Raw genomic sequence first — 13,310 nt, 5'->3', positions numbered from 1 at the left:
GTCACCATGGTCACGCTGGCCGGGGTGGTGCTCGGCCGGGTGTACGCCGACACGCTGCTGACCCTGCTGGTGGCCGGTGCGGCCCTCGGGTCGGTGCTGGTCAGCGTGGTGGCGCGGCGGTTGCCGTCGTGGCTGGTGGCGCCGGTGTCGGTGCTGGCGATGGCCGGGTACACCGCGTGGTGCCTGTACCTGTCGGCAGGCCGGGCGCAGCTTCCGGGCGCTTTCGCGGAGATCGTCGGCGACGCCGCCCGCAACGCGATCCCCCGTCTGCTGACCGCGATGATCCCGGTGGAGCCGACCCCGGACACGGTGCTGCTGCCGGTGGTGGCCGCCTGGCTGACCGGGCTGGCCGGGGCGGAGGTGGGGGTGCGGGCCGGGCGGGTGCTGCTGGGCTACCTGCCGCCGGTGCTGCTCTACGCCGGTGCCGTCTACGTGGTGGGGCCCAACGCCGCACCGGCGATCGGCGCGACGGTGGCGCTGGTGGCGGTCGCCGCGCTCGGGCTGGCCGTCTCCGCCCGGCCCGCCGGCCCGGATCCGGTGGCGGCACTGGCCCCGGAGGTACGCGCCCGGGTGCGGCTCCGGTTGGCCGCCGCCTCGGCGGCCGGCACCGCCGTGGTGGTGGCGATGGCGGCGGTGCTGGGCCCAGCGGTGGCGGCACTGGTGGACACCCGCCCGGTGGACCCGCGACGGTACGTGGAGCCGCCGCAGGTGCAGACGTTGGACGAGAACCCGCTGATCCGGATCTCCGGGTGGGCACTGAACCCGGAGCAGCAGTTGTTCCAGGTGTCCACTGAGCGGCCCGACGCCAGCGCGCCGCCGGAGGGGGTGCGGATCCGGTTGGCGGTGCTCAGCGACTACGACGGGGTCACCTGGCGGGTCGGGGCCACCTACCGCAACGCCGGACGGATCCTGCCGGCTCCCGACCCGTCCCCGGACACCACCGTGGACACTCTCCGGCAGGACATCACCGTCGGTGAACTCAGTGGACGGCTCCTGCCTGCCGTCCCCACCCCGGTGGAGGTGTCCGGGGCGCGGGTGGCGTACGACCCGGCCACCGGCACCCTGATCCGTCCCGACGGGCTCTCCCCCGGACTGCGGTACACGGTGACCTCGGCGCGGGAGCGCCCGGATGTGAACCTGCTGGCCACCGCGAACACACCGGCCGGCGACGAGGTGGCGCGGGTGCTGCACGTCGCCGACGGAGTACCGGAGCAGCTGCGGCGGTTGGCCGCCCAGTTGGTGGAGGAGAACGGCGCCCCGTACGCGCGGGCGGCGGCGATCGAGCAGTGGCTCGCCGAGCACTACCGGCTGGTCGCCGACGCCCCGAGCGGGCACGCGTACCCGAATCTGGGGTTCTTCCTGTTCGGGCCGCGTAACGCCGGTGGGCAGCGGGGCACCTCGGAGCAGTTCGCTGCCTCCTTCGCGGTGCTGGGCCGGTTGGCGGGGTTGCCGACGCGGGTGGTGGTCGGGTTCGCCGCGCCGGGTGCCGGGCCGGTGCGGGCCGCTGACGCGTACGCGTGGCCGGAGGTGTTGTTCGAGGGGTTGGGGTGGGTCTCGTTCGATCCGCTGCCCCGCCCCGACGAGGAGCCCCGCCCGGTGGAGGAGGACTTCCGGCCCAAGCCGGAGGATCCGCCACCGTCGGAGCAGCCCGAGCCGACGCTGGAACCGACCGCCTCGCCCCCGGCGCAGGCGGCCCCGGGCAGCCCCGAGGACTCGGGTGGGGTGCCGAGGTCGGTGCTGGCCGCCGGCACCACCGGTGGGCTGCTGCTCGTGGTGGTGGGGGTACTGGCCACGCTGGCGGTGCTGCGGCGGGCGCAGACCCGGAACCGGTTGTCGCGGGGTGACCCCGGTGACCGGATCGTCGGCGCCTGGCGGGAACTGACCGACGCGTTGCGGCTGGCCGGGCAGCCGGTGCCCGCCGACCTGTCCGCCAGCGAGGTCGCCGCACGGGCCCGACAGGCCCTGACCGACACCGCACCCGCCACCGAACTCAGGGCCGACACTGCGCGCGGACCCGACGCCGAAGTCGGAGCCGACATCACCCGCGGGGCCGACGGCGGCACCGGGACAGCCGGGGCCACCGGTGTGGCCGGGAACGTCGAGGGCAGGCCGGCGCATCCGGCGTACGTCGCCGTCGACGACCTGGCGCGACTGGTCAACCAGGTCGGGTTCGCTCCCGGTGCGGCCACCGAGGAGCAGGCCGCAGCCGCCGCCGGGGCGGCCGGGACCTACACGAGCCGGTTGCGGGGCGGGCGGTCCTGGTGGCGGCGGCTGCTCTGGTCGGTGCATCCGGGGCCGTTGCGCTGGCACCGGTGACCCTCGACCCCACCTCCTAGCATCGAGCTATGGAGATGTGGCTGGTGGTGATCGGCGCAGTCGTCGCGGTGACCGGGGTCGCCGTGGCATGGCAGTTGAGGCGTCGTCGGCGGGCCGCGCGGCCGACGACGCGGGACCAGCGGTTGGCCGCCGCTGCGGTGGCCACCCGGCAGTTGCGCCGCACCGCGCCGCCACGGCGCGTCGGCGGAGGCACCCGGGTCCCGGACCGCCATTCGGCGGCCGTCGCCGAGAACGCCACCTACGGCGACGCGGCCGGCTTCGGCGACAGCAGCGGAGGCCGGGACACGGGCTTCGGTGACAGCGGCGGAGGCAGCTACGGCGGGGGCGACAGCGGCGGGGGTGGAGGCGGGGGCGGCGACTGATCGGCGGCCCGCAGCCGACGCACCAGTTTGCGCAGCCCGGACTGCCAGCCGTCGGGGTCCTCGGCACGACGACGGGCGTAGTCGGCCACCTCGGGGTGCGGCAGGATCAGGAACCGTTCCTCGGCCATCCCGGTCACCGCCGCCGCAGCCACGTCGTCCGGGCTGAGCACCACACCGGAAGCCGCCGTCACCCGCGCGCCCAGGTGCCCGGCGGCCAGCCCGTCGGCCAGCATCGGCGTGTCCACACCCTGCGGACACAGGGCACTGACCCGGATGCCCTGGTCCCGGTAGGTCACCGAGAGCCACTCGGCGAACCCGACGGCGGCGTGCTTGGTCACCGAGTACGGGGCGTCGCCGACCGCCGTCAGCAGCCCCGCCGCCGAGCAGGTGTGCAGCAGGTAGCCGCTGCCCCGGGCCACCATCTCCGGCAGCACCGCCCGCGCCGCGTAGACGTGCGCGAGCACGTTAACCTGCCACGCCCGCTCCCACCCGGCGGTGTCGACCTCCACTCCCCCGCCGGTGGTCACCCCGGCGTTGGCGCAGAACACGTCGATGCGGCCGTGGCGGCGCTGCACGTCGGCGACCAGGGCCCGGACCTGTTCCTCGTCGGTGACGTCGACGGTCACCGCGTACGCCTGCGGACCGACCGACGCCGCGACGGTGTCGGCGGCGGCCCCGTCGACGTCGGCCAGCACCAGCGCGGCGGCGCCCTCGGCAGCGAAGCGGCGGGCCAACGCCGCCCCGATGCCCCCGGCCGCCCCGGTGATCACCGCGACCCGACCGGTCAGGTTCACGCCGCCTCCGCCCCCGCGTCGGGGCCGAGCCGGGCCACCAGCGTGGCCAGCGCCGCCGGGTCCCCGGCGGGCACCTCCGGCGTGGGCAGCAGCGCCAGCACCGGCACCTGCACCCCGGCCTCGGTGTAGCGGCGCACCTCGGCGCGGCACCGCTCGGGTGAGCCGTGCACGATCAACGCGTCGACCACCTCGTCCGGCACCGCCGCCAACGCGCCACGCCGGTCCCCGGCCGTCCAGGCCCGCCACATGCCCTCCAGCGCCTCCTCGCGGCCGAGCCAGCGGTGAAACGCCGCGTATGCGGGCACCGTCAGATAGCTGGTGATCATCCGTCGGCCCAGGGCGCGGGCGTAGTCGACGTCCTCGGTCGGGCAGACGAAGATCCGCGCGACCACGTCGAACTGTGGGCGCCGCTCACCCAGCTCGGCCACCGCCCGGGGCACGTCGGTGGCGGCCAGCCAGTTCAGGATCACCCCGTCGGCCTCGGCGGCGGCCAACCGCAACATGCCCGGCCGGAGCGCGGCCAGCAGCAGCGGCGGCGGCACCAGCGGCGGCCGTTCCAGCGTGAAGCGACGGACCGCGAAGGTGTCGAAGTCCCCGTCGACGGTCTCCCCGCGCAACGCGGCCCGCAGGAACGCCAGCACGTCCCGGGTCCGCCGCAGCGGCTCGGTGAACTCCACCGCGTTCCAGTCGGTGACCACCACCGGCGACGACGCGCCGATGCCGAGGGCGAACCGGCCGGGAGCGACGTCGGCGAGCGCGGCGGCGCTCATCGCCAGCAGGCCCGGCCCTCGGGTGAACACCGGCGCGATCGCGGTGCCCAGCCGCAGGCGGGGCTGCCACGCCGCGGCGAGCGTCAGCGGGGTGAACGCGTCGGCGCCGTTGACCTCGGCGGACCACACGTCGGTGAAGCCGGCGTCGGCCAGTGCCGCGTACATCGCGGCGTGGTCGGCGAGCGGGATCGCGCCCAACGGCACCGTCATTGCCCATCGCGTCGTCATCGGTCGATGGTGCCCGGTGCCGCGCCCACCGAGCAAGATCTGGTCGGCTTCCCGGAATACCCCGCTGAGCTGCCCCGCACGGTGCTACGACAGCAGGATGAGCTGGACCGGCGTACGGGGCGGCCGACCGTGACGCGTTTCGCCGGTCGGCTGACGCCGGTCTCCCAGCCGGGCCGGGCCACGTTCCTGGAACTCTTCTTCGACCTCGTCTTCGTGTTCGCGCTCACCCGCATCTCCGCCCGCTCGTTCGAGGACCTGGCGCTGGAACCCGGCGGCGCCTCCGGCTGGACGCCGGTGACCGGTGGCCTGAAGACACTGCTGTTGCTGCTGGCGCTCTGGGCGCTGTGGCAGAACACCGCCTGGGCGACCAGCCGCTACGACCCGTACCACGGCGGAGTGCAGCTCATCGTCATGATCGCCCTGGTCTGCAGCATGGTGATGGGCGTGGCCATCCCCCAGGCGATCACCGCCTCCGGGCTGGCCTTCGCGGTCGCGTACGTGGTGGCGCAGGTCGCCCGCCCGCTGATCCTGCTCGCCTACGACACCCCCGAACGGGCTCTGAAGGCCCGCACCGCGATCACCTTCACCGCCTCCGGCGTGCTGTGGATCATCGGGGCACTGCTCCCGGTCAACCCACGGGTGATCCTCTGGACCAGCGCGCTGGGTCTGGAATACGTCTCCGGCCGGTACGGCTACCCCGTGCCCGGGCTGGGCCGCTCCACGGTCTCCCGGTGGGACATCTCCAGCGAACACCTGGCCGAGCGCTACCAGCAGTTCTTCCTCATCGCCCTCGGCGAGACCGTGCTGGTCGCCGGCTTCTCCTACAGCGGCGGCACCTATCCCCCGTCACAGACCGTGGCGTTCGCGCTCGCGCTGGCCACCTCCATCCTGCTGTGGCGCATCTACGTCCAGCGCGCCGGTCAGATCCTCGGCGAGGCCGTCGCCCGCGCCCGGCAACCGGCCGGCATCGGCCGTTCCGCCGCCGACACCCACCTGGTCATGGTGGTCGGGCTCACCGCCACCGCCGTCGGCTACGAACTGGCCATCCAACACCCGCTCTACCACCCCGAACCCGCCTGGATCGTCATGATCCTCGGCGGCCCGGTGGTGTTCCTGCTCGGCCGGGCCCGCTTCGAGTACGAGGTGTTCCACCGCGTCTCCGCACCCCGCTGGATCTCCGCCCTGCTGCTGGCCGCCGCCGTACCGCTGGCCGTCCACCTCCCGCCGGTCTACTCGCAGATGCTGGTCCTCGTGGTGCTCGGCGTGGTCGCCCTCACCGACTCCCTGCGCGCCCGCAACAAGGCCCCCGAACCGGCCGCCCCACCCTTCTGACACCCGCCGCCCGGCACCGGCAACACGACCCTGACCAGCGCTAACCTGGCTGTCGTGACCTTCTCGCTCGTCGCCCGCTCCACCGACGGCCGCACCCACGGCATCGTCGTGGCCAGCCGCTTCCTGGCCGCCGGCGCCCTCGTCCCGGCCGCCGAGGCCGACCTCGGCGCGATCGCCACGCAGGCCCACGTGAACCTCGCCTACCGGCCGCAGGGACTGGCCCTGCTCCGCACCGGCGTACCCGCCGCCCACGTCGTCGCCGGCCTCGTCGCCGCCGACCCGGAACGCGACCACCGGCAACTCGGTGTGGTCGCCGCCACCGGCCCCGGCGCCACCTGGACCGGCCCGCACTGCCGCGACTGGGCCGGCGGCCAGACCGGCGACGGCTGGGCCGCCCAGGGCAACATCCTCACCGGCCCCGACGTGATCGACGCCCTCCGCGACACCTGGCTCACCGGCACCGACCTACCCTTCGCGCACCGCCTGGTCGCCGCGCTGCGCGCCGGCCAGAGCGCCGGCGGCGACCGACGCGGCCAGCAGAGCGCCGCCCTGCTCGTCGTCCGAGCAGGCAGCGGGTACGCCGGCACCGGCGACATCGCCATCGACCTGCGCGTCGACGACCACCCCGACCCGATCACCGAACTGGAACGCCTGCTCGCGCTGCACACCCGCATGTTCAGCCGCCCCGACCCGGACACCCTGCTCACCCTGGCCGGCGCCCTCGCCGTCGAGGTGGCCGGACTCCTCACCGCGCTCGGGCACCCGGCCGACCCGACCGAGCCGGAGGACGCCCTGGTCGCCTGGGCCGGAATGGAGAACCTGGAGGAACGACTGGTACCCGGCCGCATCGACCCGGTCGTCCTGGCCCACCTGCGGACCGCCGTCCCGCACGTCCCGGCACCGCGCTCACCCGCCTGACCGCGCCTGACACCCTTTTTCAAAAGGTGTCCATGTAGAAGATCACGCTCGATCCTGGATCGAGTGGTCTCCTGGCGCGACGGCAACCACTCGATCCAGGATCGAGCGTGATCTTGAAAGGTGCGGAAGGCCGTACTGACGATTCGGCGGTACGTCTATTCCTGCTGGCTCTCGCGCCACTGCGCGTCAAGAATGACGAGCGTGACCACCGATCTCCTTGCTGACGTGGCCGAGACGTTCGAGAGGACCAGTCGGGTCCGCATCTTCGACTCGGCCGGGCCGGGTGAACTCCATCGCAAACGGCGTGGTCGTCGTTCCGTCCTCGCCGACCAGCGTGACGCAGAGGCGCTGGCTCACCTGCGGACGGCACTGGCGCTACGGCCCGACACCGAGGTCATGGACTGGATGCAGTGGCCCGATCTCTGGCTCGAACTGCGCGGACCCGATGATGGGCGGTTGGCGGTGATCGGATATCTCCGCCCCGACTGGCTGAGGTGGGAATCCGACGGTGACCTTGAGCTGCGGGATCCGACGGCCTTCGTGCAGTGGTTGAACCACTGGGCTCCCGCAGCAGCGACGGCTATCGCCGGCTGACTCAGCACCTCGCGCCTTGGTCCGAACGGGAGACGACCACACTCCATCCATGTAGACGGAATCTAGGTAGATTCAATCTACGTAGATTGAATCTACCTACCTCCGGCCGAAGGAGAGCAGCCGTAGCCCCGCGCTGTCGAGCAGGGCCTGTTCGGCGGCGCTGCGCGGGCTGCGGCCGGTGGCCTTGGCGATCAGGGTCAGCCGATCCCAGCCCAGTTCCCCCGGGACGTCTCGCCCACCGGTCAACAGGTCGGCGATCACCCGTGCGGCGGCGGGGGCCAGCCAGGCCGGCCGGTCCAGGGCGGCGGCCAGGTCCAGGCCGTGCACCCCGACCTCCAGCACCCGGGTACGCAGGAACTCGGTGACCGTCATCGCGTCACCGTGCCGGGTGCGCACCACCCGGTCCGGCGGGTACGCGTCAACGGCCGTCAGCGTCGCCCGCCAGGCGCGGTCGAACTCGGCGGCCAGCCGGGACGCGCTGTCGACGTCTGCTGACGCCTGTGCGGAGGCGATGCGGTCGGCGTCGACCTGTGGGGTGAACTTGGCCGTGCCGAAGTACTCGGCGGCGTCGACGTGCGCCTGGGCGGGTGCCGGGTCGGCGAGCATGTCGGTCAGCCGGCCGACGCCGGTGTGGACGTGGGCCAGTAGCTGCGCCAGGTTCCAGGGCGGGCAGTCGGTGGGGCGGGTCAGGTCCGCGTCGTCGAGGGTGGCGAGCACCTCGCTCAGCCGGGTGCACTCGGCGGCGAAGGCGTCGCGGACCGAGCGGTGGGGGTCCGGACCGGGCACGGGTCAGCCCTGGTGGCGGGGGACGATGCGGTGCACGGAGGCCAGCACCAGTGCCATCACGACCCCCATGGTGCCGACGATGCCGGCGGCGCTGCCGGCGTACCCGAGGAACAGGGGGCGGCGGCCGAGCGCCTGCGGGGGTGTGCCGCGCACGCCGATGAGCCACCAGAGGGCCAGGGCGCAGCCGGCGATCACCAGGAGGCCGCCGACGCCGAGCAGGGTGGCGGTGAGCCGGTGCGCGTCGCCCGGTTCCACCTCGGCCTGTTCGCGTTGGGTGACCAGCAGCAGGAGGCCGGCCAGGGCTGCCCAGACGCCGACGACGAGGTACGCGGCGACGGCGTCGCTGGGGCGGTGCCAGCCGGCCGACAGGGTGGCGACTCCGGCGGCGGCGGCGTAGGTGGCGCCGAGCACTGCGCCGAGGGCGCGGACGCGGGGTGGCAGCACCAGCACCAGGGCGACGGCGACGGAGGCGGCGACGGTGGTGTGTCCGCTGGGCAGGCTGTTGCCGACGAACGCGCGTTCGGGGTCGATGCCGTAGTCGGGGCGGGCCAGGCCGTACTTGAGTAGTTGGGTGGTGACGTTGGCGCCGGCAATCAGTGCGGTGGCGGCGACGGCGAGGGCGATCCGGCCTCGGATGAGGGCGATGAACCCGATGGTGATGGTGACCGCGAGTAGCGACACCACGGACATGGCGTTGAGGATGCGGTCGACGGGTTCCTGGATGTGGTCGCGGCCGATCCGGTTGCCGGTCAGGGCGACGGTGTCGATCCACTGGCCGAGGCCGGTGTAGAGGGCCAGGCGCCAGATGGCGATGAAGGCCGCCACCTGGATGAGGGCCAGGACGACGAGCCAGACCGCAGTCCCACCCCGGGGCGTCACACGCACCCGGACAACTTAGCGGCACGGTGGGGCCGGATGGCCGGTGGCCCGCCGATGTCGCGGGGATAGGTTGGGGCGCAGGTGAAGGAGGAGATGGTGACCGGTACGTCGGAACGCGACCCGGCGGCGGCGCAGCGGCCGGAGTCGTTGGCCGACCTGCTCGGTGGACGGCAGGGGGCGGTCGACGCCACGGTGCCTCCGCTGGCCTTCACGCTGGGATGGTTGGTGGCCGGTCAGTCGGTGCGGGTGGGTGTCGTGGCGGCGCTGGTGGCCGGGGCGGTGGTGGCCGGGTGGCGGCTGCGGCGCGGTGACCGGCCCCGGTCGGTGGTGATCGGGTTGCTGGCCGTCTGTGTGGCCGCGCTGGTGGTGGTGCGTACCGGGCGGGCCGAGGACTTCTTCCTCGTGCAGTTGCTGGCCAACGCCGCCAGTGCCCTGGCCTGGGCGGCCAGCATCGTGCTGCGGTGGCCGCTGCTGGGTGTGGTGGTGGGTACGGCGTTGGGTCAGCGGGGGCGGTGGCGCCGTGATCCGGCGTTGCTGCGGGCGTACGGGCGGGCCAGCTGGGTCTGGACCGCGACCTATGTGGTGCGGCTGGCGGTGTTCGTGCCGCTGTATCTGAGCGGGCAGGTGTTGGGGCTGGCGGCGGCCCGGGTGGGGATGACGTGGCCGTTGGTGGCCGCTGCGTTGGCGGTGAGTTGGGCGGTGATCCGCCGGTCGCTGCCGGCGGGTCATCCGGGGGTGCGTCACCCGGTGGTGCCGGAGGCGGGCTTGGAAGCGGCGTCGGGCGCCGGGGCGGACGGTAAAGAGCCCGCACAATAAGGGAGAGGCCGCCACGGGGGGAGCGGCCTCTCCGGTGATGTACGTTACTCCGTCCCGGGCCGGTGTGTGATCCCGGGTCGGTCACATTTTTCCGCGATCTGCGGACCCGCCCCCGCAATCGGGGCGGTGGGGTGGGTCGACCGCTCCGCTGCGTCGGCCAGAGGGGCCGACCCACCCCGGCCTGACCGTGGGTGTCAGGCCGTCGTTCGGCCGGTACCTGCCTCTACCCCCGAGGCCCGGCCGAAGCCTCCGGGTGGGTCACCGCCCACCCGGAGGAGTTTCGGTCAGCCGTTGGGGAACAGCTTCCCGTAGTCGGCGTACGCCATGGCGACGTCCGCCTGGGCCCAGAACCGGTGGTAGCGGAACTCCGGCTCCGGCCCACCGTCGAGGTAGGCCTGGACCTTGGGCCATGCCGGGTCGTTCTTGTAGAACGACCGGATGTCGAGGAAGCTCTTGCCCGGGGCGATGACGTCGCCGTTGGGCATCCGGCCGGTCCATCCCTGCGGGATGTAGAGGCCCTGCCCGGTGGAGGCGTCGTAGACGTCGTCGAAGCGGCGGTAGTCGCCCCGCTTCTCCACCGTCGAGACACCCTGCGCGTCGCTGTTGGCGTGCAGGGCGTCCAGCAGACCCTTGGCGGTGGTCTTCGCCGCGGCGTTGCCCGACTTCGCCGCGTACGCGATCAGCGTGCGGGCGTAGGCGGCGGCGACGCCGACGTCCTGGCCCTTGACCGTCACCTCGACGTGCAGGTTGGTGTTGGGCTGCGGGTTGGTCGGGTTCCAGGTGGTCGGCTGGCCGGTCCAGCGCATGTCCGACGGGATCGACCAGTTGGTGCCCACCGTGGTGTTGGCGATCGCCCACGGCACCCACTTGTCCAGCAGCGCCTTGGCCTTGGCGTTGCCGCTGACCAGGTACAGCTCGGCGATGCGCTGCATCGACCAGACCTGCATGCCGAACCACTGGTTCGACGGCGGGTCGTTGTAGACCGGGTCCTCGTCGTAGAACATGCCGTAGAAGGTGGACGTACCGGCCGGCGGCGTGCCGTAGTGCCCGCCCCAGCTGTTGGTCGCGCCACCGGCGATGCCGCCCTCGGCCGACTGGAGCCAGGTGTAGAACTCCAGCTGCCGGTTGAGGCTGTTGGTCCAGTCCGCCGCCGCCGTGGACGAGCGCGGCTTGAGCTCGTTGACGTTGGTCAGCGCCCACGCCGCGAACGGGTTCTGGTAGCCGAAGTGGCTGTGGCTGGAACCGATACGCCACGACCAGTTCTGGCCGGCGTCGTACGCGCCGCCCCAGGCGTAGTACCAGGACAGCAGGTAGTGCGCGGAGTCGCGGCCGCTACCGGCGGGGCACTGGCTGGCCCCGACGCAGTTGCCGATCCGCTTGAAGTACTTGTCGAACATGGCGTACCGCAGGTAGTCGCCCATCTTGGCGGCCTTGGTCACGGTGGCCGCCACGTCGGCCTGCTTGTTCTGCTCCTTGGCCCAGGTCAGCGCCCAGTAGGCGGCCTGCACGGCACGGGCGTCGGCGTCCGGGGCGTTGGTGTACTTCCACTGCCGCGCCGGGGCGTTGGACTCCTTGACGAACAGGTCGAGGTAGCCGTACTGGCCGCCGTGGCGGAACGTGTCGCAGGACGGCTGCGGCACGGTCTCCCAGACCGACTCCTGCGTGCCGCGCTGGAAGGTGTTGATGTAGGCCGGCCGGGTGGTGCCGTTGCCGCAGCGTCCGAAGCCGTAGGTGTTGTCGACGTCGAGCAGCCAGTGCATGCCGTAGATGTCGCCGGTGCCGTAGGTCTGCTGCAGCTCCGAGCGCAGCGGGTCGCGGCCCACCGGGACCGACGTGTCCAACTGCGACGGGTACTGGTTGGGCAGGTCGTGCTCGGCGGCGTAGCTGGCGTCACCGGCGGCGCCGGCGGTCGGCTGGTCGGCCGAGGACGGGATGATGTACTTCTCCATCACCGTCCAGGCGTTGTTGAACGGGGCCCAGTTCTGGGTCACCCGCCCGTAGTAGGCCTCCAGCCACAGCCAGAAGCTGAACGCCTCGGAGGTGGTCTGGTGGCCGTGGTCGGGCGCCTCGACGATCAGCGTCTCGATCGAGTGGTAGGGCACGCCCTCGGGGCTGAAGTAGCCCGAGTTCTTGATCTTGCCGTACTGGGCGAGGAACCGCTCCACGTACTCGCCGTCGCCGCCGCCGGGTACGTCGTTGTCGATCTCGGTGACGGTGATCGCCAGCGGCGCGTAGCCGGTGGCCGAGGCGGTGATGGTGGCCGTGCCGCCGACGGTGTCGGCATCCTCCGCCGCCGCGACGGTCACGGTGACGCCGGTGCTCCAGTTGCTCGGGGTCAGCGTGACCGTGGACGGGGTCACGCTGATGTCCGAGTCACCGGTGCGCACCAGGCTCACCGCGACGTTCGAGGTGGGCGCCCGGTCCAACTTGAGGTTGAACGTCGAGGTGCCGCCCTCCGGCACGCTCACCGAGGACGGGGTGGCGACCAGCGCCGGCCCGGTGGCCGCGGTGACGGTGAAGGACCGCTCGGCCACCGCCGAGAGGTTGGCGTTGTCGTACGCCCGCGCCTGCACCGTGTACGAGCCCGCCGGCAGGTCCTCCAGCGTGTACGCGTACGGGGCGGTGGTGTCGGTGTAGACCAGCAACCCGTTGCGGTAGAACTCCACCTTGGTGATGGTGCCGTCGGCATCGCTGGCCGTGGCGGTCAGCGGCACGTCGGCCGGGGCCACGAACGGCCCGGCGGGCACCGACAGGCTCACCGTCGGCGGCTGCTGCGGCACCCCGCCGCAGGTGACCCCGTTGACCGAGAAGGACGTCGGCTTGGGGTTGCTGCCGCTGTAGGAGCCGTTGAAGCCGATGGTGGTGCTGGCGCCGGTGGCCAGGTTGCCGTTGTACGACTCGTTGACGGCGGTGACCTCGTTGCCGCTCTGGGTCCAGCGGGCCGACCAGCCCTGGGTCACACGCTGGTTGCCGGGGAAGGCGAACTTCAGCGTCCAGCCGGTGATGGGGTCACCGAGATTCTTGACGGTGACGTTGGCGGTGAAGCCGTTGCTCCAGTCGTTCGTCGCGTAGACCACGTCGCAGGCCGGTGCGGCCTGTGCGGCGGCGGCGGGTACGGTCACCCCGCCGATCGCCAGCGCCGCGGCGGCGAGCCACGCCATGCGCCGACGTCTTGCCAGATTCTTCATCTGCGCGGTGTCTCCTCGGACCAGGCCGGGGACGGTGCCCCCCGGCGCGACGCCACGCCGACAGGGTGTCCGCGAGGCGCCAAGTGGATGGTGGTCTCTCTGTCGGCCCGAAGGCCGGGGGCGGCGGGGGCGCCGTCGCACGACTGCTGCTCCCCGCTGCGATCAGGACGCCGTTACCGGACAAGCCGGGCTGCCCTCGGCAACCTGCACTCACGCGTATCTGGCTCCACGCGGTCGATCGACAGTCTGCCATGGAAGCGCTCCCAGATCCAGCACAGGAACTTCCGGAAACACCGGCTTGTTTCG

Annotated in this window: 11 protein-coding genes; 6 read left to right on the top strand and 5 right to left on the bottom strand. The window is 72.7% G+C overall.

The annotated features are described in order from the left end of the window. Positions 1-6: 6 nt before the first annotated feature. Both ACFYTT_RS23970 and ACFYTT_RS23965 read left to right on the top strand, forming a co-directional pair. Positions 7-2,316, top strand: coding sequence for a transglutaminaseTgpA domain-containing protein (locus ACFYTT_RS23970; protein ID WP_387262490.1), 2,310 nt, complete (start codon positions 7-9; stop codon positions 2,314-2,316). A 29-nt stretch (positions 2,317-2,345) separates the two neighbouring features. Further along, positions 2,346-2,699, top strand: a complete 354-nt coding sequence (locus ACFYTT_RS23965; protein ID WP_387262370.1) for a hypothetical protein — start codon at positions 2,346-2,348, stop codon at positions 2,697-2,699. Here the strand turns inward: ACFYTT_RS23965 and ACFYTT_RS23960 are convergent. Both ACFYTT_RS23960 and ACFYTT_RS23955 read right to left on the bottom strand, forming a co-directional pair. Further along, positions 2,651-3,493 carry an SDR family oxidoreductase gene (locus tag ACFYTT_RS23960; RefSeq protein ID WP_387262367.1) on the bottom strand — a complete coding sequence of 281 codons (843 nt, stop codon included), beginning with the start codon at positions 3,491-3,493 and terminating at the stop codon, positions 2,651-2,653. The genes ACFYTT_RS23965 and ACFYTT_RS23960 overlap by 49 nt on opposite strands. Then, entirely contained in the window at positions 3,490-4,473 is a 984-nt protein-coding gene (locus tag ACFYTT_RS23955; RefSeq protein WP_387262487.1) for an LLM class F420-dependent oxidoreductase, read from the bottom strand. Before ACFYTT_RS23955 ends, ACFYTT_RS23960 begins: the two co-directional genes overlap by 4 nt. A gap of 24 nt (positions 4,474-4,497) precedes the next feature. On the opposite strand from ACFYTT_RS23955, the gene ACFYTT_RS23950 reads away from it, so the two are divergent. The 3 genes from ACFYTT_RS23950 to ACFYTT_RS23940 all read left to right on the top strand — a co-directional run bounded on the left by ACFYTT_RS23950 (position 4,498) and on the right by ACFYTT_RS23940 (position 7,335). Beyond that, positions 4,498-5,823, top strand: a complete 1,326-nt coding sequence (locus tag ACFYTT_RS23950) for a low temperature requirement protein A (RefSeq protein WP_387262364.1) — start codon at positions 4,498-4,500, stop codon at positions 5,821-5,823. A gap of 54 nt (positions 5,824-5,877) precedes the next feature. Further along, on the top strand, positions 5,878-6,741 hold the full coding sequence (locus ACFYTT_RS23945) for a DUF1028 domain-containing protein (protein WP_387262361.1): 864 nt from the start codon (positions 5,878-5,880) through the stop codon (positions 6,739-6,741). 201 nt (positions 6,742-6,942) lie between these two features. Beyond that, positions 6,943-7,335, top strand: coding sequence for a hypothetical protein (locus tag ACFYTT_RS23940; protein ID WP_387262358.1), 393 nt, complete (start codon positions 6,943-6,945; stop codon positions 7,333-7,335). Between the two features lie 96 nt (positions 7,336-7,431). Here the strand turns inward: ACFYTT_RS23940 and ACFYTT_RS23935 are convergent, their stop codons facing one another. After that, positions 7,432-8,121: a maleylpyruvate isomerase N-terminal domain-containing protein gene (locus ACFYTT_RS23935; RefSeq protein WP_387262356.1), complete on the bottom strand. Its 690-nt coding sequence runs from the start codon at positions 8,119-8,121 to the stop codon at positions 7,432-7,434. Between the two features lie 3 nt (positions 8,122-8,124). Continuing rightward, a complete protein-coding gene (locus ACFYTT_RS23930; protein WP_131053524.1) occupies positions 8,125-9,006 on the bottom strand; it encodes a phosphatase PAP2 family protein in 882 nt (293 codons plus the stop codon). A 90-nt stretch (positions 9,007-9,096) separates the two neighbouring features. On the opposite strand from ACFYTT_RS23930, the gene ACFYTT_RS23925 reads away from it, so the two are divergent. Further along, complete coding sequence (locus ACFYTT_RS23925; protein ID WP_387262353.1) at positions 9,097-9,816, top strand: DUF3159 domain-containing protein; 720 nt, start codon at positions 9,097-9,099, stop codon at positions 9,814-9,816. Between the two features lie 284 nt (positions 9,817-10,100). On the opposite strand, the gene ACFYTT_RS23920 is transcribed toward ACFYTT_RS23925, so the two are convergent. Continuing rightward, the gene (locus ACFYTT_RS23920) at positions 10,101-13,004 is read right to left on the bottom strand and encodes a glycoside hydrolase family 48 protein (RefSeq protein WP_387262351.1); all 2,904 of its coding nucleotides are present in this window, start codon (positions 13,002-13,004) and stop codon (positions 10,101-10,103) included. Positions 13,005-13,310 lie beyond the last annotated feature (306 nt).

The organism is Micromonospora sp. NPDC003816 (assembly GCF_042874705.1).
GTDB lineage: Bacteria > Actinomycetota > Actinomycetes > Mycobacteriales > Micromonosporaceae > Micromonospora.
Note: the sequence above shows the minus strand (reverse complement) of the source record. Positions and strands in the feature narration are given on the sequence as shown.